Origin of the sequence: Psychrobacillus mangrovi (genome assembly GCF_037104765.1) — a bacterium.
GTDB lineage: Bacteria > Bacillota > Bacilli > Bacillales_A > Planococcaceae > Psychrobacillus > Psychrobacillus mangrovi.
Window position 1 is genome coordinate 33,566 of the sequence record NZ_JBAWSY010000021.1, and the last position, 22,589, is coordinate 56,154.

The following is a 22,589-nucleotide window of genomic DNA, read 5'->3' on the forward strand; positions in this document are numbered from 1 at the left end:
TGCCTTTTTGAGACAATCTCTTTTCTTTTATAATTATTCTTCTGTTTTTGCTTCTTCAGTGTCATTGTTTTCTTCAGCATCAGCATCTGCATCCGTTTCTTCGGATTCTACACGAGGCGCTGACACAGTTACTAACGTATAATCATCTTCGTTTAAGATAGTATAGTTAGTTTTATATCGAATATCTGCAACAGTTATGGTGTCACCAATAGCCATATTCGACACATCCACGTCAATACTATCTGGAATGTCAGAAGGTTTTACAGTTATAGTTACTTCTCTGTTAGGCTGTTGAAGAACCCCGCCTTCAGAAACTCCTACTGAATCTCCGATGACATTAACCAAGACGCTTACTTCTAGCTCTTCCTTCATGTTAATCGCTAAAAAGTCTGCATGAATCATTTGACCTTTTAGGATATTCATTTGGTAGTCATTCAAAACAACGTTAACTTGTTTTCCTTCTACTTCTAGTTTCATGACACCATTGCGACCAACTTCACGAATAGTTTTAGACAAATCCTTTTCATCTACAGCTATAGATTGTGATTCCATTTGAAAACCATATACTACAGCAGGGATGAAACCATTTTTCCTCAGTTGTGCATTTTCTTTATGCTCACGTTTTTTTGTTTTCACCAATGTACTCATCTATATCCATCCTCCTAAAAGTTCGTTACCTTTATTAGATATATACCCTTTAAGAGGATGTTTCAAACGTTGGAAAGATTAATCAAATAAAGTACTTACTGATTTTTCCTCGAAAACTCGAACAATTGCATCGCCTAATAATTTTGCAACAGATAATTCTTTAATTTTAGGAGAAGTTTTATCTTCTGCAAGTTGAATAGAATTAGTAATTACTAACTCTTTAATAACAGAGTTATCTATACGCTCAATAGCTGGTCCTGATAAAACTGGGTGTGTACAGCAAGCATAAACTTCTTTTGCACCACTTTCCATCAATGCTTTTGCGGCAATTGAAATTGTTCCAGCAGTATCGATAATATCATCAATTAAAATACATGTTTTTCCTTCTACATTTCCGACAATGTTCATTACTTCTGCAACGTTCGGACGAGGACGTCGTTTATCGATAATAGCGATTGGTGCTTTCAAACGGTCTGCCATTTTACGCGCACGCGTAACTCCACCGTGGTCTGGTGATACAATTACAATCTCAGAAAGATCTAAGTTTTTCCCTAAGAAATAGTCAGATAAGATTGGTGAAGCTACTAAGTGATCAATTGGAATATCAAAGAAACCTTGTATTTGTGGAGCATGTAAATCTAGCACGATTGCGCGTGTAGCACCAGCAGTAGTTAATAGGTTTGCAACTAACTTCGCTGTAATTGGTTCACGAGCACGTGCTTTTCTATCTTGTCGAGCATATCCATAATAAGGTAAAACCACACTAACTGTACGAGCAGAAGCACGTTTCACAGCATCTAGCATTATTAATAACTCCATAATGTGCTCGTTTACAGGACCTGAAGTGGATTGAACGATAAATACGTCACAACCACGAATGCTTTCATCAATATTAATTTGAACTTCTCCATCACTAAATCTTGTAACTGTACTTTTTCCTAGAGGAACCCCTACTTCTTTTGCGATTTCTTCGGCTAACTTTTTATTAGAATTTAAAGTGAATATTTTCAATTTCGAATTGTTATATTGTTCTGGCATTGATAATCCTCCTGAGTAGTGGGTTATTTTTTATTTAGTTTGTTTACATAGCCTTCTTTATTTTCTTGTCTAGCACGACCTATCGCAAGCGCTTCTCCAGGCACATCTTTTGTAATGGTAGAACCAGCAGCAACATAAGAGTTCTTGCCAATCGTTACTGGCGCTATTAAATTGGAGTTACAACCAACAAAAGAATCATCTTCAATTATAGTTTTAAACTTGTTTTTACCATCGTAATTCACCGTTATGGTTCCACAACCAATATTCACATTTGAACCAATAGCAGCGTCTCCCATATAGCTGAGGTGTGAAATTTTACTTCCATTCCCAACTGTCGATTTTTTCACTTCTACAAAGTTTCCAATCTTCACATCATTGCCAACGTCTGACTGTGGTCGGATATGTGCAAACGGACCAACTGAAGTATGGTCACCTATTTCGCTTGATAGAACAACCGAAGAATGAATAGTTGTTCCGTTGCCGATCACACTTGAAACAATATGACTGTTTGGGCCAATAGAGCAATTTTCTCCGATAATCGTTTTCCCTTCAATAATTACTCCAGGCTGGATAACAGAATCGGCACCAATTACAGCATCGCTACTAATGTATGTATTTTGAGGATCTATGATTGTTACGCCTTCACGCATATGATGATGTGCAATACGAGATTGCATAGTTTGTTCTGCTTGAGAAAGAGCGATTCGATCATTTATACCCAAAATTTCATCAAAGTCTTTTGCCGCAAAAGCAGAAATAACTTCGCCCTCATTTTGTAAAATCTCAATTACATCTGGCAAATAGTATTCACCTTGAGCATTTTCATTTTTAACTAATTTCAACGATTTAAATAATGCTTTATTATCAAAACAATATGTTCCCGAGTTAATCTCATTTACAAGCTGTTCTTCAGCTGTAGCATCTTTTTGTTCCACAATACTTTTAACATTTCCATCCTCTGAACGAATAATTCTTCCATAACCAGTTGGATCATTCGCAATTGCTGTAAGAATGGTTGCTTTGGCACCTGACTGTTTATGATGAGTTAATAAGTCGTTCATAGTTTCTGCAGTAATAAGTGGAGTGTCTCCACAAATAACAATGGTTGTGCCTGAAAGAGTTGAGAGTGACGTCTCAGCTTGTAGTACAGCATGTGCAGTTCCTAATTGTTCTGCTTGTAGGGCATATTCACTTCTATTGCCTAATTCGCTTTGAACCGTTTCTGCCCCGTGACCAACAACTGTTACAATCTTATCTACACCTAGTTTCTCCATGTTTCCTACAACATGTTCTACCATTGGCTTCCCACAAACAGGATGTAGTACTTTATATAGACTTGACTTCATACGAGTTCCTTTACCGGCAGCTAATACAACCGCATAAGTATTTGTCATTTTCCGTTTCCCTCCAATGGGCTAATTTCCTCTTTTGACTATAGCGGAAATCAAACCATTTTTCAAGGAAATATCTCTTGACAAATACATGACAAAACAAGTATTATAAATAATTTTTCTGCACAAAAAAACCATCTCATGATAGAAATGGTTTTAGTTGATTCGTATATTTGCTTCGAATAACTTTTTTTTGCATAAAGTATTAATAACTAGCCTCTGCAACCGGCTCCTCTATATCACCGCTTAAATGATAAGCGTATAACACTGCGTCTTGAATTTTTGTACGTGTTCCAGAATTAATAGGATGAGCAATATCTCTAAATTCACCCTCAGGAGTTCTTTTGCTAGGCATTGCTACAAATAGTCCTCCATTTCCATCAATAACTCTAATATCGTGTACAACGAACTCATTGTCCAGTGTAATGGAAGCGATAGCCCTCATACGACCATCAGATAGTACTTTACGTAATCTTACGTCTGTTACTTCCATCTTACAGCACCCCTCTTCTAATAATAAAAACTCTTTTATTATTATTCCACGAAACTTATAAATATCCTTCTTCTTTTATGAATCTTTTTAATATTATAAAATAGTTAGATTATTTTACTATCAACCCATATTTACCCATTTAATTTATTAATTAATTTTTATTAATATTTACTATAAATTGAGTCTGTTAGTTTAATAATATTTGACTTTGCTATTTATAATCTCTGAGCGCTTTATAGAATGAGTAGAGATACACGGATGTGCGCTGCCGCACGCTTCGCATGAGCCTCCGCAGGATGAGTCGTTCCTTCGTCACTCCCACATCCTTTACGGGGTCCCATTCTTCGCGCTCTTGCGGCGTGTAAGGCGCACATCCTGAAAACGCCCGTGGATACATTAAAAAATAAATGTAAGATTAGCTATTCAAAATAGTTGATTATATAAATTCTAATAGAATCTCATTTTACTAATTAAGATAAGAAATTGGCACTAGCAGCATGGCGTGCCTTATGAGATTAGTAAATACTTTTGCGAATAGTACGATTTCCTATAGTTGCTGAGGTAACATGTTCAAAGTCTATACATATTCTCTTAAACACGGATGTGCGCTTGCCGCACGCTTCGCATGAGCCTCCGCAGGATGAGTCGTTCCTTCGTCACTCCCACATCCTTTTCGGGGTCTCATTCTTCGCGCTCTTGCGGCGTGTAAGGCGCACATCCTGAAAATGCCTATGGATACAGTAAGAAATATACTCAGGATGCGAAATTCAGAACTGTTGAAATCCTAATAGAATCTCATTTTCCAATTAAGATGAGAATTAAATTAGCACTTGCACATGACGTTCGTATGAGATAAGTAAATATTTTTGCAGACAGCGCTATTGCCTATAGTTGGTGATGTACTATTTTCAAATTCTATATATATTTTTGTATTTAGTAAGCTGAAACATGGATATACGCTTGCCGCACATCCTGAAAATTTTGTTTATACAGTAAGAATTTAATCAAAATCTGTATTCGGACTTTTTATTGTCAAACCTTAAATAGAATAGAATTCGACCTATCTAATAGGGGTCTCTTGCATTCGCGCCTTGCCAGCCGCATGACGTGCCGTATGAGACAGCAAAATGCGCTGGCGCATGCAGCGGCTCATGCAGACGTGTGGCCAGCGCGAATGCTTATAGATTAGGGTATATCTATTCAATTCTTTATTAGCAACAATGATTAAATAAAAAAAGTATGCTTTCCGAAGAAGGCATACTTTATGTTTATACTACTGCTATTACTTCTATTTCAACTTTAACGTCTTTTGGTAGTCTCGCTACTTCCACAGCTGAACGAGCTGGTTTATGTCCCGCAAAATGCTTTTCATATGCTTCGTTAAATTCAGCAAAATCATTCATATCTTTTAAAAACACAAGTGTTTTAACAACGTTTGATAAAGAAGAGCCTGCTTCCGTAAGTACAGCTTCCAAATTAGCAAAAACTTGTGCAGTTTGTTCCGTAATAGAACCCTCTACTACTTCCCCTTGTGGAGTTAATGGAATTTGTCCAGAGCTATAAAACATCCCGTTTACAATTACTCCTTGTACATATGGACCAATAGCTGCCGGTGCATTAGTTGTTGTTACTGCTTTCATTAAGATTTCCACCCTTCTCAAAATAGTTTCCTTCTGCTAAAGCAATTGTACCATCTTTTTCATTTACTTCATGTAACTTTATTAGAGATAAATAATCATCCACAAGTTGCTCACCTTCATGCTCCGCCTCAACTAATACAGCAATACCTGCAAGCTCACAGTTAAATTCCTCTAATAAACTCTTCATTCCATTAATCGTTCCTCCGACTTTCATAAAGTCATCTGTGATTAATACCCGTTGGCCTTTTTCCATACTTCTTTTTGAAAGGACCATCGTTTGAATACGTCTCGCCGATCCAGATACATAGTTTATACTTACCGTTGGACCTTCTGTTACCTTGCTGTCTCGTCGCACTACTACAACAGGAACATTTAAATGTCTTGCAATTGCATGTGCAATGGAGATACCTTTTGTAGCAACTGTCATAATGGCATCTATTTTTTCATGCGCAAAAGCAGATGCAAATATTTTACCTACCTTATTCATTAAAGAGGGATTTCCAAGTAAATCTGTCATGTACAGATATCCTCCAGGCAATAAACGCTCCGATTTTGAAAGCTGCTCCATTAACTCTGCAGTTATTTCCTTTACATCTTTACCGGTCATAGTAGGAATAAATTTTACACCACCTGCTGCTCCAGGGACTGTAATGAGTAATCCTCTTCCTCTTTCTTCAAAAGTTGCTTTTATAATCGTTAAGTCTTCACTAATAGAGGACTTGGCAGATTGATACAAAGTTGCAAAAAACGTTAAAGGAATTAATTTATGGGGATGTTCCATTAAGTATTGCGTCATGTCAACAAGTCGTTCACTTCTTTTCCACTTCATCCACTCACCTCCAAACACGAATGTTTTAATGAAAACTTATCACAATCATCCGCATTTAAGCAAGTGAATCTCGTTCACCTATTAAACGAACTGCATAAACTTCGTCGCAAAAACCACGCAGACCGTTATATATTCTTTGTACTCTGGATTCTTGTTGTACTATTCCAAATACCGTTGGACCACTACCACTCATCAAAACAGCGTCAGCACCAAATTTTTGCATTTGTTCTTTTAAACCAGCAACCTCTGGATATAGTTTTAATGTGACGCTCTCCAGCACATTTCCAACAGAAGCACACATTTTTTCAAAATCCTTCGTTTCAATTGCTTCAATCATTTTCTTCGTATCAGGATGTTTCATTCTATTTAAATTTAACTTCCCATACACGTCTGCTGTAGAAACTCCTAATGTAGGTTTAGCAAGTATAATCCAGCAGTTTGCAGGAGATGGAAGCTCTTGAATCTTTTCCCCGCGTCCTGTAGCAAGAGCTGTTCCACCATACACACAAAATGCAACGTCTGATCCTATTTTTGTTCCGATTTGCGCGAGTTCATCTAAGGACAACCCTAATCCCCATAGCGTATTTAGCCCTCTCAAAGTTGCCGCCGCATCACTACTGCCTCCAGCGAGTCCAGCTGCCACAGGAATATTTTTTTCAATCTTTATTGTTACTCCAGATTGAATAGAATACATTTCTTTTAATAGCTTGGCTGCTTGATATGCTAGATTTCGATAATCATTCGGAACAAATCTGTCAACGGATAGTATATGTATTTTTCCATCTTCTCTTAACTCTAATCCTATACGGTCTGCCAAATCGACTGTTGTCATGATCATTTCAACTTCATGATAACCATCGGAACGTTTATTCAAGACATCGAGTGTTAAATTTATTTTAGCAGGTGCTTTTACATAGTACATTCCTTCTGCTCCTTTTAAACTTATGTTGTCCACTATTCTACCATAGTGCATCTAAAAAGCGGAATACTTATTGGAGTTCCTAGTAGTTGAAGTCAAAAAGATTAGCCTGCATATCTTATATAAAAGAAAAGGCGGATTTCTCCGCCCTTTTTAAGTGCTAGTTGTTACCTAATGGATCTCGCTTGCTTTTTTTGGAACAATACAATCTATTTTGGTGACTTCATTTGTTGTTCAGCCATTTCAATTGCTCGTTTTACCATATTACCAGCGTCACGTGATTTAATTCCACCCCAGCCCTCGGTCTTGACTACATCATAAATTCCAAGATCTTTTGCTATCTCTTCTTTTAATTCATTAGACATAATACCTCTTCTAGCCATGTGGTGAATCCTCCCTTTCAAATACGCTAAAGCGAATTTGTTTCAGATGAACAACTAGCTTACTTAGTATGTGCCATAAACAGAAAAAAACCCCTCTTCCATTCAAATGAATGAAAAAGGAGTTTCTTTCGAATATAAAAGTAAAAATAAAAGTTCTAAAAAATCATTTTACAACTATTAAATTATTTGCTTCGTCAAAAATAGTGATTTCTACTGCTTCTGTCAAAATGTCTGCATAACTATAAGATACACGTTCAAAAGAATTTTCATCTTGATCCAAATCGATAACGAATACGGCATGATAAGTTTCTCTTAAGACACCAGCACGTTCGATCGTTTTCTTTCGTCCTCCGTTTGCTTTTAATTGCAAACGTTTGCCTAAATGATGATCTAATGACTTTTTAATATCAGCTAAAGTTTTTGGCATTCTGCTTACACCTCACTGAATATTAATATAACATCTATTTATATTTTTGTCAAACAAAACATTTTAACAATCATGATACATACTTGTCAATATATTTTTCTCGTTTTTAATATAGATTTTTTTATAAACAGTACTAATATTGTAACAAGTAAAATTAATGAAAATAAGGATATAGCTCATCTGCTAAACGGCCAAATTCTTCAATAGACAAGGTTTCTCCTCGTCTTGTTGGATTTATATTAACTTTTTCTAAAGATTGAATGATGATTTCCTTCTTTTCCTTGCCATTTGGTAAAGAGGACTGTAGATTATTAATAATTGTTTTTCTTCTTTGAACAAAAGACCCTCTTGATACTTGAAACAAGAAATCTTCATCTATAACATGAACTGGTGGTGTCTCATGGCGAGTAAGCTTAATAACTGCTGATTCTACATTTGGTTGTGGCATGAAAACCGCCCTAGGAACAACCATTGCCACTTCAGCCTTCATATAGTATTGAATAGCAATAGAAAGTGAACCATAAGCTTTTGTACCTGGAACAGCTGTAATTCGATCAGCCACTTCTTTTTGCATCATCACAACCATTCCACGTATAGGTAGACGGTCCATCAGTAGCTTCAACAATATTGGAGTAGTAACATAATAGGGTAAGTTCGCCACTATCATGACATCTTTATAATCCGTCAATTTTTCCTCTAATATTTGCTTCACATTTGCTTCCAAAATATCTGAATGAATAATTTTTACATTATCATAAGGAGAAAGTGTATCTTCTAAAACAGGAAGCAATCTTTGGTCTATTTCAAATGCAACAACCTTTCCTGCGGCTCTTGCTAAATGTTCAGTTAGTGCTCCTATACCCGGTCCAATTTCAATCGCTGCAGAATCTTTAGTGATGTCAGCATGCCCCACAATATTTCGCAAAATATTTGGATCAATTATAAAGTTTTGACCTAAGCTTTTTTTAAAGGAAAAACCATACTTTTTTAATATTTCTTGCGTTCGAATTGGCGTAGCTATATCTTTTTGCATAAATTATTTATCCTCCATATTGAGCTGCAAGATTGCTTCCTCAAGCTGCTGTCTGCTTATTTGAAAAATAGAAAGACGCTTTTGTAATTGCTTTCCATTTGTATATCCTATTTTCAATAGTTCACCAAGTTTTGTTCTTCGTTCTTTTGAGTTTGGATGCCCAATCAATTGTCCCTCGACTAAAATTTCTAAAGGAATTTCAGGTACTACATCCAGTTCAGATCTAGGCGTATAGACATTGGCAAGTGCCTGTTGAATATCTTCCTTTTTCGCGTGTTCAATTCCTAACCCTTTTCCATTCTTAGCAATTGTTTTTTCTTTTGAAAGAAAGGCATGTTTTACTCCCGGTACATGTTCTTCGATTATAGCGCGTATTCGTCTCCCTGGATAATCTGGATCCGTAAAAACAATTACTCCTCTTTTTTCTTGCGCATGCATAATTTTAACAAGTGTCTCCTTGGATATTGCAGAACCATTCGTCTCTATAGTATCTGCTTCAACAGATCGTTTAATTGCAGTTGTATCATCTTTTCCTTCTACGACTATAACCTCTTTTATTCGCAAACATACTTCCTCTTTTCTATTCTTCCTACTGCTTTCTATCATAACGCAAAAAAGCTTCCCCAATCAACGAAAGGGAAAGCTATTTCATAAATCAAATACATCACGAAGCATTCGCACCTGCGAAAAGCTCGTTGGAAAAAATATTACAATAAATTAAGTTAATCTAATATTTTTATTCGTACTTTTTTACGGCCGAATTCATAGGCTTGCGATTTAGATGGTATGAATAAATCAATTTTGTTTCCTTTAATCGCTCCACCTGTATCTCCTGCTACTGCATAACCATAGCCTTCCACCCATACCTTAGATCCAAGTGGTATAACGCTAGGATCTACCGCAACGACTTTTACGTTAGGATTGGATTTTAAATTAATACCAGTAGCTGTTACACCAGTACAGCCGTTACAATTCGCCGTATAAGCTGTTGCAGTTACGTAAAACTCTTTTCCATCTGTAGAGTCAGATGAAGAATTTTCTCCACGGGAAACACTAGCAGTCACGACTTTTGTCCCTACTGCTACGACTTTTTTGGTTGGCTCTTTTGTAATTTTTTCACTTTTTACGTTACGAGATACTTCTTTACCATTTTCTTTTACAACTTCATATGTTCGTGAAACAGAACCTTTTTCCCCTGTTTGCACTACTTTCTCTTTCCCTTTTAGTAGCGAGTCATCTTTTTTCGTTTCAACTGCAAAATTTGTTTCTTCCTCAACTACATCGGTGACCTTTTCTACTCGCACTACTTGTATTACAGAATTCGGAATTACTAATTCATCCATTTTCCGTTCCACTCGGTCGAATTCATTCAGTTGAATGTTATTTTGTTTTAAAAAGTCAGCGACCGTAGTCGAAGTGGACCATACCTTCTTCTCTTCCTTGCCATCTAATAGTGCTACTTCAAATGCTTTTTCGATTGCAATTTTGTTATCCGGTCCTACCTCTGCATCTGCAGCAGGTGTTATTGCATCATGTTCATTTACTTGAACATTAGCCTTTGCAAGTATTTCTGAAACTAAATCATCAGTAGTGGTGATTGTTTGATTTTTTCCATCCACCGTGATTTCTATTTGTCTTGCCTGCTCCCACTCAATCGCTAAATTATTTTCGATTGATGTGTTCACTGAGGGTTTTATAAAATCTTTGTTGGTAAAAACTATATTATTTTGTTCTAGTAATTCTCCAACTGTATTTGCATGCGTTAGTATTTCTTGTTGTTCACCGTTCACTGTTAAAGCAACGGTTTTCTTTGTTCCTTCGAATAAAACGAAAGAAACCACTGCAAGAAACAATAGTAATGATGCTACTGTTACTAATGTTTGCTTGCTCCTCAATGAATGAAAGAACAGGTTTTTCATGGTATTTTTTGACATGAAAAACGCCTCCTTGTTCACTCGTGTGATTATATAGAGTACTTTTCAGCTTGTCAACTCTTATAGATTTTTTATTCAAACAAAACAAGCTAAAAATGTCTTTAAAACTAGAATCTAAAGTTGTTCAATTTATTAATCAAAAAGCTTAAAAAACTTCACGGCATTTTTAGTAGTGACTTCCGCTACTTCCTCAATGGAAATCTCCTTTAATCTTGCTATTTCCTCTGCTACTAGAGGTACAAGCGATGGTTCATTTCTTTTTCCACGATGGGGATGTGGTGCTAGATATGGTGCATCTGTTTCTATTAGTAAATAATCTAGTGGAATTTCAGTTGCTACCTCTTTAGGTTTTTTGGCATTTTTGAAGGTAACGGGACCACCAAGTGAAATCATAAAATTCATGTCGATACATTGTTTTGCAGTTTCTACACTTCCGCCAAAACAATGCATGATCCCTCCGGTTAGATGCGCTTCTTCTTCTTTCAAAATTCTAATAACATCTTCTGTTGCCTCGCGATTATGTATGATAATCGGTAAATTTACTTTTTGAGCTAAACGTATTTGTTTTCGGAACAATGCTTGCTGTATATCTTTAGGTGATTTGTCCCAATAATAATCCAATCCCATTTCTCCAATGCCTACCACCTTTTCATGAGAAGATAGTTCTTCAATCCATTGTAAATCTTCCTCTGTGCAATCGATCGCATCTACTGGATGCCACCCGATTACCGCATAAATAAATGAATAATCTTCTACAAGCTTCATCGCGCGTTCAATTGTTTTTCGATCAAATCCTATTACAACCATTTTATGTACTTTTGCTTCTATAGCACGATCAATTACTTCTTGAAGATCCTCATCGTATTGATCCGCATTTAAATGAACATGAGTATCTATAAACACTTTCTCATTCCCTCCCTAAGTTACATTTACAATCCATAATAGTAAAACAGCATTAAAAAGTCACGTTATTAGCATTCCGTTCCCTCTTAAATACCTTATTAGTTAAAATATTCAAATTTATTTAAAGGGATATAGTATTTTAAAATATTATTTTAAAAAAGAAAAACCTATCACAAATTTTGTGATAGGTCCTAGTAAAATTATTTAACTTGAGCTCCATTTTCAAGTCTTTCATCCACTGTTGCTAATGTTAAATAGCCGTCCTTTTCCCCGGCAAGAATCATCCCTTGAGACAATTCTCCTCTAAGTTTTACCGGTTTCAAGTTTGCTACTACAATTACTTTCTTCCCAATAATATCTTCTGGTTTATAATGTTGTGCAATTCCAGAAACTACTTGTCGCTTTTCATATCCTAAATCTAGTTGTAGTTTTAGCAATTTATCAGCTTTTGGAACTGGATCACATTCTAAAACAGTAGCAACTCGTAGATCTACTTTGAAGAAATCATCGATCGTAATTTCTTCGGCTTGTGTCTCTTCTTCCTGCTGTTCCTCTTCTTGAGAAGTTTGGACAGAACCTCTCATTTGTTCCCTTATATAGGCAACTTCAATGTCAACTTCTAAACGAGGGAAAATCGGAACTCCTGTTTTAATGACTGCTGTTCCATCCTCAATTACATTAAATTGACCTAAGTATTCCCAACTCAAATGTTCTTCTTTTAAACCAAGCTGAGAAATAATATCTTTTGGGCTATTCGTCATAAATGGTTGGATTAGTGTAGCAATTTGTCGTAAGCTTTCTGCTAAATTAGTCATTACTGCAGCTAATTGCCCTTTCAAAGCTTCGTCTTTTGCAAGAACCCACGGCGATGTTTCATCGATGTACTTATTTGTACGGGAAATGAATGCCCATAAGTCACCTAAGACAACACTAAATTGCATCTTTTCCATATTTGTTTCATATTTTTCAACTGTTTCTTTTGCAAAGTCTCGAAGGGTTTTATCAAATTCAGTAGATTCACTTAAATTAGTCGGAATTTTTCCTTCAAAGTATTTATTAATCATGGAAACAGTTCTATTTAATAGATTACCTAAATCATTTGCTAAATCGAAGTTAGTTCGTTCTACAAATGATTCTGGAGAAAATACGCCATCTTGTCCAAAGGGAAGCTCACGCAATAAGAAGTAGCGTGTTGCATCTAAACCATAACGTTCTACTAGCATTTCCGGATAAACCACATTCCCTTTTGATTTGGACATTTTGCCGTCTTTCATCATAATAAATCCATGAGCAAACACTTTTTTTGGAAGTGGTAAATCTAAAGCCATTAAAAAAATAGGCCAATAAATTGTATGGAAACGTACTATATCCTTTCCTACTACGTGCACATCTGCTGGCCAATATTTTTGGAACAATGAATCGTCCTCAGACATATATCCAAGTGAAGTAATATAGTTAGTTAACGCGTCCACCCATACATAAATGACGTGCTTAGGATCTCCTGGAACACGGATTCCCCAGTCAAAAGAGGTTCTGGAAACAGATAAATCCTCTAAGCCAGGTTTGATAAAGTTATTGATCATTTCATTTTTTCTAGATTCAGGTTCAATAAATTGTACATTATCTTCATAGTAAGCCAATAATCGATCGGCGTATTTCTTCATATTAAAGAAATATGATTCCTCTTTTACTTTATGGACAGGGCGACCGCAATCTGGACAATTTCCATCTACCAATTGTGTTTCAGTAAAAAACGACTCACAAGGAGTACAATACCAACCTTCGTATTGCCCTTTATAAATATCGCCATTATCTAAAAATTTTTGGAAGATCTTTGCCACAGCTTTTGTATGACGTTCTTCTGTTGTTTGAATAAAATCATCATATGAAATATCCATTAAGGCCCATACTTTTTTTGCAGCTTCTGCAATTTCATTTACATATACTTGAGGCTCCATACCAGCTTCTTGGGCTTTTTCTTGAATTTTTTGCCCATGTTCATCCATCCCTGTTAGAAAACGAACATCATAACCTCTAAGTCTTTTGTACCGTGCCATTGCATCTGATGCCACCGTTGTATATGCAGTACCAATATGGAATTTTCCACTTGGATAATAAATCGGTGTCGTTAAATAAAATGTTTTCTGTTGATCTTTCAATGTAAGGTGCCTCCAATGTTGGTTCTACTTTATCCTTATTCTATCGAAATGAAGAAATTGTTTCAATTAATTAATGAATATAGCCATTTGTCGAATAATGGTGTCTAATTTATGAATTGCATTATAATAGTTAATATATCAAAATAATTCCTATTTCACTAAAAAGATAACGTTTTTTTATTATTTAAGGTGATTTTCTAGCATTTTTTTATTATAAATCATAATTTACTAGCAATTTAATTATTGACGGAAATGGTATTACTTGGTATGATAGTTTACATCAAAGAGATTTATGTCGAATCTTGACGAAAAAAATGCACTCGCGAGAGGGGAAAAAATTAATAATGAAATCTACAGGTATTGTTCGTAAAGTTGATGAATTAGGACGCGTAGTAATTCCAATTGAACTTCGTCGTACATTAGGAATTGCAGAAAAAGATGCTCTTGAGATTTATGTAGATGATGACAAAATTATCTTAAAAAAATATATGCCAAACATGACTTGTGCCGTAACTGGTGAAGTTTCAGACGACAACCTTCGTCTCGTTGGAGGAAAATTAATTTTAAGCCCAGAAGGTGCAGAATTACTTATTAAAGAAATTCAAAACAACTTAAAATAATAATAAACATCCGTAACCTTTTTGGCATACGGATGTTTTCTTGTTTAATAGATTAATATTCATTTCACATGATAACTTTGGTAAATTTCTCTCTTCGATAATCCTCTTTGAATGGCTACTTCCTTTATCGCCTCTTTTGAAGTACATTGCTTTTCTTCCATTATATTGTTTACGTGTTCTTCAATACTCAAAGTTTCCCACCAAGGAGATTCTAAATCATCTACATGCTCTTCATCTGTTCCTTCTAACACAATGCAAAATTCCCCACGGATTTCGGATTGTTCTGCCCAAGTTACTGCGTCGTCAATTGTACCTCTTAAAAACTCCTCAAACTTTTTCGTCAGTTCTCTAGCAAGTACAATCTTTCTATTTCCATCCATCAATGCCTGCATATCTTTTAAGGAATCCTTCAAACGATGGGGAGATTCGTATAATATAATGGTTTCTTGTCTTTTTTGAATCTTTGTAATCTCATCTTTTCGTTCTTTTTTATTTCTACTTAGGAACCCATAAAAGAAAAATGGTTGGGTCGACAATCCAGAAGCAATCAACGCACTAAGGGCTGCATTTGCCCCTGGTACAGGGATAACTGCAATTCCTTCATCAACCGCTTTTGCAGCAATGTCTGCACCAGGATCTGAAATGCAAGGTAAACCAGCATCACTCACCAAAGCAACACGCTTACCTTGTCGGAGAATATCCAATATTTTTTCACCACCTACTTGTTGATTGTGGTCATGATAGCTCATAAGTGGCGTGGATATCTCAAAATAATTACAAAGTTTTTTTGTATTTCTAGTATCTTCAGCAGCAATAATATCTACTTCTTTTAATATTCGAATTGCTCGCATTGTCATATCTTCTAAATTTCCGATAGGTGTTGCAACTAAATATAAACAGCTACTCTGTTCGTGTTCGGTCGATTTTTGAGATTTCATCCTTTAATTGCCCTCCCATGTACTGAATCTTTTGTAATCTTGTTAGCTGCTTAAATGCATATTCCGCTTGCATGGCTTCTTGTTTTGTTTCAAACTGTTCATGGAAAATACACGATACTGGGAGTTTTGAGCGCGTATATTTTGCTCCCTTGCCCTTATTATGTACACTTACCCTATTTTCTAAATCATTCGTATACCCCGCATAATAAGACCCATCGCTACATTCTAGCACATAAAATGTATGAACTTTTTCATTCTTTTCCATAAAGCATCTCTTTCACTTCTTCTGTATATTCACCGTTCTCCCCATATACATATAAAGGGGGTAAGATTTTCAAATCTGGCTTGCCATCCTTTATTCCTTCTATTAGCAAGGTATTCGCTTCCTTACCTTCTTTCGGATATACAAATCTAATACGCTTTGGTTCTAAACGGTTATTTCTCATGGAAGTCACGATGTCTAAAAGTCTTCCTGGCCGGTGAACAAATGCTGCTTTTCCACCTTGTTTTAATAATTCACTTGCAGAACTCACCGCTTCATCCAATGTAAGATGTATCTCATGTCTTGCTATAGCTAAATGTTCTTTTAGATTCTTTTCGCTTGCTTCATGAGCAGGAAAATAAGGTGGGTTACAGGTCACTACATCATATTTTTCAGAACCTATTTGAGTAGAAATTCCTTTCACATCGGCCTTTAAAATTGTGATTTGTTCCTCTAGTTTATTATATTGAACGCTTCTTTTTGCCATATCTGCTAGCCGTTCTTGAAGTTCAATTCCAATGATCTTCGCTTCTGTTCTGGCGCTTAAAAATAACGGGATTGCTCCATTACCTGTACATAAGTCGACAATTTTTCCTCTTTTTATTGGTACATATGCAAATCTAGAAAGCAGTACAGCATCTAAAGAAAAAGAAAATACTGAGGGACTTTGTATTATTCTCAAGTCTTCTGCCAATAAATAATCGAGTCGTTCATCGTCCTTTAACCATTGTTCCATTATTTTATTCCTCCAGCAAAACAAAAGACTGACACCCACTTGGAGTGGCATCAGTCCTTGATTAGATGTTTTGTTTATTTAAAAATGACAAGCAAAATAGACAATCCTCTTCTTTTCGAGAGCTTCCGAAGTGAACATGACATACATGATAGCCTTCCTGGTAAAGTCGTGCTAAGTTGTCATGACCTTCTCCAATATCCTTTTTGCTTAAACGGTCTTTCTCTTCTTGTGCTTTTTCTAGTAAAATTTCTCTTTCGTGCATTTCATCAAGTCTTTGTCTTAAGTGAGTATTCTCTTGTTTCAGCGCTTGACGTTCTTCTACCATTATCGCTACAAATTCTTTTAAAGCGCGAAATTGCAGCTGCGTGGACTCTAATTGTTTTTCAAACTCTGTAATTGTATCAAAAAAATTACGGTCCATCACACATTCACCTCATTGCCCCGTCCATTGTACCGGATTTTCCGCATGGTTTATTATTTCTTCTAACGTGTAATCTAATACTCTTTGTGGATCATGTAATTCTATACGTAATACTCTTTCTAAAATGTTCATGCTAACTACTTTACCTAATCCATCTGGCGTTTCAACTTTATCGCCAATATCCGGCATTTGCTCTCTTGCTGTCTCATATTCATCGTTTTCATATTTTAAACAACACATGAGTCGACCGCATAGTCCGGAAATCTTAGAAGGATTCAATGATAAGTTTTGATCTTTCGCCATTTTGATCGAAACTGGTTCAAAATCTCCTAAAAATGTTGAACAACAAAGCATACGACCACATGGGCCAATGCCACCTAACATTTTTGCTTCGTCCCGAACTCCAATTTGTCGTAATTCGATTCGAGTTCTAAAAACTGAAGCCAAGTCTTTTACTAAATCGCGAAAATCTACTCTTCCTTCTGCAGTAAAGTAAAAAATAATCTTGTTTCTGTCAAATGTATATTCAACATCCACAAGTTTCATTTCTAGTTCTCTTTCTAAAATCTTTTCTGTCCCTAAGGCTAGAGCCTGGGCAGATTCTAATCTATTTTCTTCCACTTGAATTCGATCTTTTTCAGTCGAAGGTCTAACTACTTGCTTTAATGGAAGTACGACATCATGGTCACCCACCTGCTTGATTGGTACAACAACTTTACCGTACTCTACACCTCTAGCAGTTTCTACAATGACATAGTCATCTTTATCTAAATGAAAATCCACTGGATCAAAATAATATATTTTACCCGCCTTTTTAAAGCGAACTCCTACAACATTATACAAAAGTATTTCCCTCCTGCAAGTTTAGCATTAATTGCTCCATCATCAATGTCCGGTTCATATTTCTATGCAAATTTTGTTTTGCATGTAAAATTGTTTCTAACTGTTGAGAAAGTTGCTCATATGTTGAATGTAGTGCAACTTGTTTCCAATAATGGTTCATGTCCGGATAAGTACATTCTGATAATGGACTTGCTTTTATTGCTACTATATCACGATAAGCGAACAGTAGTAAATCTAATGCTTGTTCAGCATGCTCTTTTTCTTTGAGAAGTGGACCAAAATCCTCATGAATACACATTAGTGCATCTTGAACACTTTTACCACTTGCTTCAACCAATTTTAACACTGATTTCCTAGCAAGTCCAAAATGCTCGTCTTTCGCTAATTCAATTGCTTCATCTACTTGGTTAGTCATTCTGCACACTGTAGAAGCCATCGAATCTGTAATACCTTTATCTATTAACCTCTGTTTTAAAATAGATTGTGGCATTGAAGCCAAGCTGATTTGCTGGCATCTAGACCGAATTGTTGGAATTAGTGCATGGACTTTATCTGTTAAAAGGATTGCCGTAATCTCACTCTGTGGTTCTTCTAAAAATTTTAGCAATGTATTTGCTGCACTAGAATTTAACTGATCTGCTTGTTGAATGACATATATTTTGCGTCCAGTTTCAATAGCAGTTTTACTCATCTCATGGATCAATTCATCAATCTGACCTCTTTTAATAAATTGTCCATCAGGTTCTAGATGCATAAAATTTAAATGATTATTAGATTTTAGTCTTTTGCAAGATCGACATGTTTCACATGGAACATTTTCTATCGGTTTTTCACATAAAACGAGTTGAACAAAAAATTGCATTACTTTTGTTTTTCCGGTTCCCTTTGCTCCATCAATTATATAAGCATGTCCTATTCGATTTTTCGTTACAATAGATTGTATCTGCTTAATAACGAAAGGTTGCAAACTTTCTATTCCTTCTATTGACCATTCTTCCATGTTCATCACCCTCTCTTGTCAAATAGTCTTGAAAAAATCCCGTGTCTCGCGTATTGCGAAAACACGGGAAATCTACGTGTATAGATTAATGAGTAGACCCTTTATCTCTCCTATTTTATCTAATAGATCTATGGAGCTTTTCTCTTGATTTAGAATCTCTTCAGCTAACTCTACTAATTTTTCATCAATTGTCTCAACAATTTTCAGTTTTCTACCTTCACCAAATCGATTCCAAGTATGCGATTGTTTTAATCCCATCCCAAAATCCACGGCTTCCTGTAAAAATTTTCGTATTAGCATTTTAAATTTTGCCATATCACGTAAATTTCTTGAACGTGCAAGGCGATCGCCCGCCGTTGAAATGTCTCCTAATAACCTGGTCAGTGTTTCAGTCTGCATTTTTTGATCATGTTTTACTACCATTTGTCCAAACTTTGCAGACTGTGTATTGTTTAGAGTGGTATCTTTTCGAATTTTATCCATACCTACTCGTAAGTCTTGATTAATTTTCAATTTTTTCTACCCCTTCCCTCATTATTAAAAATGATGGAATTGTTCAATCGGTAGAACAAATACCGTAGCTCCTCCAACTTCCACTTCTACGGGATATGGAATATATGAATCCGCGTTTCCTCCCATTGGAGAAACAGGGGCAACCATTTGCTCACGTGCTCTACAATTGTCTCTTATTAACTCTAAGGCTGAAGATACTAACGAGTCATCGGTACCGATTAAAAATGTAGTATTCCCAGATCGTAAAAACCCACCTGTACTCGCAAGTTTTGTTGCTCTAAACTTTGCTTTTGTTAAAGCATTAGACAATCGATTACTATCCTGATCCTGCACAACCGCTACTATCAATTTCATCGATACTCACCCCTATTATTTTTTTTCTTCTTTTTATTATAACATGAATTATCTAATAACTTCTAATTCCCGTTTTATAACTTTATACACTTTTTTTAATACTTCTTCTAATGAAAGTGACGCATCAACCCGTTCAATCCGTTCTGGGTATTTATCTACAAGTGATAAATACCCTTCTCTTACTTTTTGATGAAAAGCTAAACTCTCTACATCTAAACGGTTTTTTTCTCGGTCATCATGCGCATTAATTCTTGCTAGCCCCACACTTGGTTCAATATCAAAAAGAATTGTTTTATCTGGCATTGTTGAACCAATTGCAAACTTATTAATCGCTAATATCTCTTCTACACCTATTCCTCTCGCATACCCTTGATAAGCAAGCGAGCTATCAATAAAGCGATCACAAATAACGATTTTACCTTCCTCTAGGGCAGGTTGTACTTTTTCAACTAAATGCTGTCTTCTAGCTGCAGCATATAATAAAGCTTCTGTACGGCTATCCATCATTGTATGCTTATTATCTAAAATTATGTTTCTAATTTTTTCGGAAATCATTATCCCGCCAGGCTCTCTAGTCATAACAACATCATAGCCTTCTTCTATTAATTTATTACCTAGTAAATTCATGACGGTGGTTTTCCCAGCACCTTCAGGACCCTCACTAGAAATAAAATACCCTTTTTTCTTCACAATTACTCCTCCACTACATAAATTAACTTTTCATCTAGGCGATGATGACCTTGAAATAATGCACCTTTATTCATCCATTCCTCTAAATCCGTCAGCATTGCTATCGTTATTTTCTCTCCTGGTACCATTAATGGAATTCCTGGTGGATACGGTATAACACTTGCTTTTGATATTCGCCCTGCAGCTCGTACATATGGAACCCATTCGCCTAATTTTTCATTTAATAAACCAATATTCATATGTAATGTCGAAATAGAATTTTGTTTTACAAATTGAGTTATCATTGAACTGTTTGGAGTTTCTTTCCGTAACTCATCTACTGCATGCTTTATCCTCTTTCTGATTTCCGCAAAAGGATACTCATGCTCCACTTTTAATAAAGGCAATATCATTAATACTTGATAAGTATCCGCTAATTCAACATAAATATTCTGCTGTTCCAACACTTTCTGTATTTGAAAACCCGAATATTTATCTACTCGAATTAATAATTTAAGCGGATCATCTACTTGTACAATTTCTAAATGCATAACTGCTTCTAAAGCCTCAATAAACATTTTTCTTTTATACATAAAATGTTTAAAATCTATCTCATTGTACCTCTCTACATAGCTCCTAGCATCATCTAAAGAAGCTAACAAAAGATAGGATGGGCTGCTAGATTGTAGCATCCTCAAGTAATTATTAATTTTTTTAGAATCGATTAAGGCAGAATTAACATGTAAAAAGGAACCCATTGTTAGCGCAGGTAATGTTTTATGTGCCGATTGAACAACTACGTCAGCTCCGCATTCTAGTGCTGATTTCGGAAAGCCTCTATTTACATGAAAATGAGCACCATGAGCTTCATCCACAAGTACTGGAATATTGTTTGCATGACATAATTTGATAATGCTATCTATTTCAGAAGAAGCAACACCATAATAATTGGGATATGTGAGCACAACTGCTTTAGCATGAGGGTATGCCACCAGTGCTTTATGTATAATTTCTTCAGAAACAAAGGATGCTGTTTTTGTTCTTTCATCCCATTCAGGAGTTACAAAAATAGGTTCTGCTCCGACTAATTCAATTGCATGGAAAATTGATTTATGCGCATTTCTCTGAACAATAATTTGCTCTCCGAACTGACAAGTAGCATAAATCATAGCTAGATTTCCTACAGTTGTGCCATTCACTAGGAAAAAGCTACTCTGAGCTTCATATGCCGTAGCTAGAAGTTTCTCTGCCTCTTTTATAGCTCCTTCAGGGTGATGGTAATCATCTAATCCAGTAAGCTCCGTAAAGTCATACTGCATACTCTCTTTCAAAGTACCAGGCAAATTCGATAAAAGTCCATTTTTATGTCCGGGCACATGAAAGGATACACTTTTTTGTTTATGAAATTTTTCCATTGCTTCAACTAATGGACGTTTCTCCTGCATTCATTATTACCCCACTATTTCGTTCATATTTCCTTTCTCTATTATACATGAACAATCAAGCAGACGGTTTTAAATTCACTTCTGTAACGAACTTGTTGTAAAAGAGATGACCATTATACTATAGGATATGATTACTAGTGTTTAAGTCATCAATATATGATAATTATTGATTGTTATAGTCTAATACCGTAATAAAATTTCCATTTACGAGCAGTAAGAGACCAATTTTACCGAAACCGAGACTATTTTGAACAATTCCGAGACTAAATTCTTTAATTCGAGACCAATTCATGTGAAATCGAGACCATTCATCAATTTAAATAAAAAAGTAACTACAAATTACTCGGTAATCAATTCTTGATTGAGAATTTTAGTAAAAATATGGATAAGGGAGACTAGTTTTTCTGTAGAGCAACTAAATGAGTTGTATAAGCAACTAAGGAGATTACGAAAGTAAACAATTAGTCCTTGAAAGCAACTGTTTCTCACTGTAAGAGTTTACTTCCTCTGAGATTCCACTCTCTATTTCCCTCCTAAGTTTCCCTACTTTCTCGCTATGCGCTTAACTTTGCCTTCGACCATTTTTTAATAGAAAAAAGCCACCACCGATTACTCGGTGACGACTTCTTGATGCCCAGCGACGTCCTACTCTCGCAGGTGGAGACCCCCAACTACCATCGGCGCGTGAACTTCACTTCCATGTTTCGGGCTGCGAAAGCAGATGAGCGGCAGATTTCTTCGTCAGCCGCAGTCTTTGCTCCTCTACTTTCTCGCATACATATATACTTACTTATCCATTTGCCTTCGGCCTGTTTTTCTAGAACAAAAAAAGCCGCCACCGATTACTCGGTGACGACTTCTTGATGCCCAGCGACGTCCTACTCTCACAGGGGGAGACCCCCAACTACCATCGGCGCTGAAGAGCTTAACTTCCGTGTTCGGTATGGGAACGGGTGTGACCTCTTCGCCATCATCACTAGACTCTTCGGCT

General features: G+C 36.0%; 25 protein-coding genes and 1 rRNA gene. 1 reads left to right on the plus strand and 25 read right to left on the minus strand.

Annotation, left to right across the window (positions count from 1 at the left end):
- Positions 1-33: 33 nt before the first annotated feature.
- From WAX74_RS18070 to metG, 14 genes are all read right to left on the minus strand, one after another.
- Entirely contained in the window at positions 34-648 is a 615-nt protein-coding gene (locus WAX74_RS18070) for a 50S ribosomal protein L25/general stress protein Ctc (RefSeq protein WP_336499063.1), read from the minus strand.
- A 78-nt stretch (positions 649-726) separates the two neighbouring features.
- Positions 727-1,686: a ribose-phosphate diphosphokinase gene (locus WAX74_RS18075; protein WP_336499064.1), complete on the minus strand. Its 960-nt coding sequence runs from the start codon at positions 1,684-1,686 to the stop codon at positions 727-729.
- Positions 1,687-1,709: 23 nt separating this feature from the next.
- Complete coding sequence (gene glmU, locus WAX74_RS18080) at positions 1,710-3,080, minus strand: bifunctional UDP-N-acetylglucosamine diphosphorylase/glucosamine-1-phosphate N-acetyltransferase GlmU (protein WP_336499065.1); 1,371 nt, start codon at positions 3,078-3,080, stop codon at positions 1,710-1,712.
- A gap of 202 nt (positions 3,081-3,282) precedes the next feature.
- Positions 3,283-3,570, minus strand: a complete 288-nt coding sequence (gene spoVG / locus WAX74_RS18085) for a septation regulator SpoVG (protein WP_053591092.1) — start codon at positions 3,568-3,570, stop codon at positions 3,283-3,285.
- A gap of 1,268 nt (positions 3,571-4,838) precedes the next feature.
- Positions 4,839-5,210 carry a RidA family protein gene (locus WAX74_RS18090; protein WP_336499066.1) on the minus strand — a complete coding sequence of 124 codons (372 nt, stop codon included), beginning with the start codon at positions 5,208-5,210 and terminating at the stop codon, positions 4,839-4,841.
- Entirely contained in the window at positions 5,188-6,039 is an 852-nt protein-coding gene (purR, locus tag WAX74_RS18095) for a pur operon repressor (protein WP_336499067.1), read from the minus strand. Before purR ends, WAX74_RS18090 begins: the two co-directional genes overlap by 23 nt.
- A 55-nt stretch (positions 6,040-6,094) precedes the next feature.
- Positions 6,095-6,961: a 4-(cytidine 5'-diphospho)-2-C-methyl-D-erythritol kinase gene (gene ispE / locus WAX74_RS18100; RefSeq protein ID WP_336499068.1), complete on the minus strand. Its 867-nt coding sequence runs from the start codon at positions 6,959-6,961 to the stop codon at positions 6,095-6,097.
- 206 nt (positions 6,962-7,167) lie between these two features.
- On the minus strand, positions 7,168-7,341 hold the full coding sequence (locus tag WAX74_RS18105) for a small, acid-soluble spore protein, alpha/beta type (RefSeq protein WP_336499069.1): 174 nt from the start codon (positions 7,339-7,341) through the stop codon (positions 7,168-7,170).
- A gap of 163 nt (positions 7,342-7,504) precedes the next feature.
- Positions 7,505-7,768: a biofilm formation stimulator Veg gene (gene veg, locus WAX74_RS18110; RefSeq protein ID WP_053591096.1), complete on the minus strand. Its 264-nt coding sequence runs from the start codon at positions 7,766-7,768 to the stop codon at positions 7,505-7,507.
- A 154-nt stretch (positions 7,769-7,922) separates the two neighbouring features.
- Entirely contained in the window at positions 7,923-8,801 is an 879-nt protein-coding gene (gene rsmA / locus WAX74_RS18115) for a 16S rRNA (adenine(1518)-N(6)/adenine(1519)-N(6))-dimethyltransferase RsmA (protein WP_336499070.1), read from the minus strand.
- Between the two features lie 3 nt (positions 8,802-8,804).
- Complete coding sequence (gene rnmV, locus WAX74_RS18120) at positions 8,805-9,365, minus strand: ribonuclease M5 (protein WP_336499071.1); 561 nt, start codon at positions 9,363-9,365, stop codon at positions 8,805-8,807.
- Positions 9,366-9,523: 158 nt separating this feature from the next.
- On the minus strand, positions 9,524-10,735 hold the full coding sequence (locus tag WAX74_RS18125) for a ubiquitin-like domain-containing protein (RefSeq protein WP_336499072.1): 1,212 nt from the start codon (positions 10,733-10,735) through the stop codon (positions 9,524-9,526).
- A 132-nt stretch (positions 10,736-10,867) separates the two neighbouring features.
- Positions 10,868-11,638, minus strand: a complete 771-nt coding sequence (locus tag WAX74_RS18130; protein ID WP_336499073.1) for a TatD family hydrolase — start codon at positions 11,636-11,638, stop codon at positions 10,868-10,870.
- A 200-nt stretch (positions 11,639-11,838) separates the two neighbouring features.
- Positions 11,839-13,797 carry a methionine--tRNA ligase gene (metG, locus tag WAX74_RS18135; RefSeq protein WP_336499074.1) on the minus strand — a complete coding sequence of 653 codons (1,959 nt, stop codon included), beginning with the start codon at positions 13,795-13,797 and terminating at the stop codon, positions 11,839-11,841.
- A 344-nt stretch (positions 13,798-14,141) separates the two neighbouring features.
- On the opposite strand from metG, the gene WAX74_RS18140 reads away from it, so the two are divergent.
- Positions 14,142-14,417 carry an AbrB/MazE/SpoVT family DNA-binding domain-containing protein gene (locus tag WAX74_RS18140; protein WP_142540905.1) on the plus strand — a complete coding sequence of 92 codons (276 nt, stop codon included), beginning with the start codon at positions 14,142-14,144 and terminating at the stop codon, positions 14,415-14,417.
- Positions 14,418-14,476: 59 nt separating this feature from the next.
- On the opposite strand, the gene rsmI is transcribed toward WAX74_RS18140, so the two are convergent.
- From rsmI to rrf, 11 genes are all read right to left on the minus strand, one after another.
- Positions 14,477-15,355 (minus strand): 16S rRNA (cytidine(1402)-2'-O)-methyltransferase, encoded by an 879-nt coding sequence (rsmI, locus tag WAX74_RS18145; protein ID WP_336499075.1) that lies wholly within the window; start codon positions 15,353-15,355, stop codon positions 14,477-14,479.
- The gene (locus WAX74_RS18150; protein ID WP_336499076.1) at positions 15,318-15,620 is read right to left on the minus strand and encodes a GIY-YIG nuclease family protein; all 303 of its coding nucleotides are present in this window, start codon (positions 15,618-15,620) and stop codon (positions 15,318-15,320) included. Before WAX74_RS18150 ends, rsmI begins: the two co-directional genes overlap by 38 nt.
- Positions 15,607-16,353 carry a tRNA1(Val) (adenine(37)-N6)-methyltransferase gene (locus WAX74_RS18155; protein ID WP_336499077.1) on the minus strand — a complete coding sequence of 249 codons (747 nt, stop codon included), beginning with the start codon at positions 16,351-16,353 and terminating at the stop codon, positions 15,607-15,609. The genes WAX74_RS18150 and WAX74_RS18155 overlap by 14 nt, the downstream gene beginning before the upstream one ends.
- Before the next feature lie 61 nt (positions 16,354-16,414).
- Positions 16,415-16,777, minus strand: coding sequence for a DNA replication initiation control protein YabA (yabA, locus tag WAX74_RS18160; RefSeq protein ID WP_336499078.1), 363 nt, complete (start codon positions 16,775-16,777; stop codon positions 16,415-16,417).
- A gap of 9 nt (positions 16,778-16,786) precedes the next feature.
- Entirely contained in the window at positions 16,787-17,617 is an 831-nt protein-coding gene (locus WAX74_RS18165) for a PSP1 domain-containing protein (RefSeq protein ID WP_336499079.1), read from the minus strand.
- Positions 17,610-18,617 (minus strand): DNA polymerase III subunit delta', encoded by a 1,008-nt coding sequence (gene holB / locus WAX74_RS18170; RefSeq protein WP_336499080.1) that lies wholly within the window; start codon positions 18,615-18,617, stop codon positions 17,610-17,612. The genes WAX74_RS18165 and holB overlap by 8 nt, the downstream gene beginning before the upstream one ends.
- Positions 18,618-18,689: 72 nt before the next feature.
- Entirely contained in the window at positions 18,690-19,130 is a 441-nt protein-coding gene (locus WAX74_RS18175; protein WP_336499081.1) for a YaaR family protein, read from the minus strand.
- A 24-nt stretch (positions 19,131-19,154) separates the two neighbouring features.
- Complete coding sequence (locus WAX74_RS18180; RefSeq protein WP_142643831.1) at positions 19,155-19,484, minus strand: cyclic-di-AMP receptor; 330 nt, start codon at positions 19,482-19,484, stop codon at positions 19,155-19,157.
- A gap of 48 nt (positions 19,485-19,532) precedes the next feature.
- Positions 19,533-20,174, minus strand: coding sequence for a dTMP kinase (gene tmk, locus WAX74_RS18185; RefSeq protein ID WP_336499082.1), 642 nt, complete (start codon positions 20,172-20,174; stop codon positions 19,533-19,535).
- Positions 20,175-20,176: 2 nt separating this feature from the next.
- On the minus strand, positions 20,177-21,598 hold the full coding sequence (locus tag WAX74_RS18190; protein WP_336499083.1) for an aminotransferase class I/II-fold pyridoxal phosphate-dependent enzyme: 1,422 nt from the start codon (positions 21,596-21,598) through the stop codon (positions 20,177-20,179).
- An 865-nt stretch (positions 21,599-22,463) separates the two neighbouring features.
- Positions 22,464-22,579, minus strand: a 5S ribosomal RNA gene (rrf, locus tag WAX74_RS18195).
- Positions 22,580-22,589 lie beyond the last annotated feature (10 nt).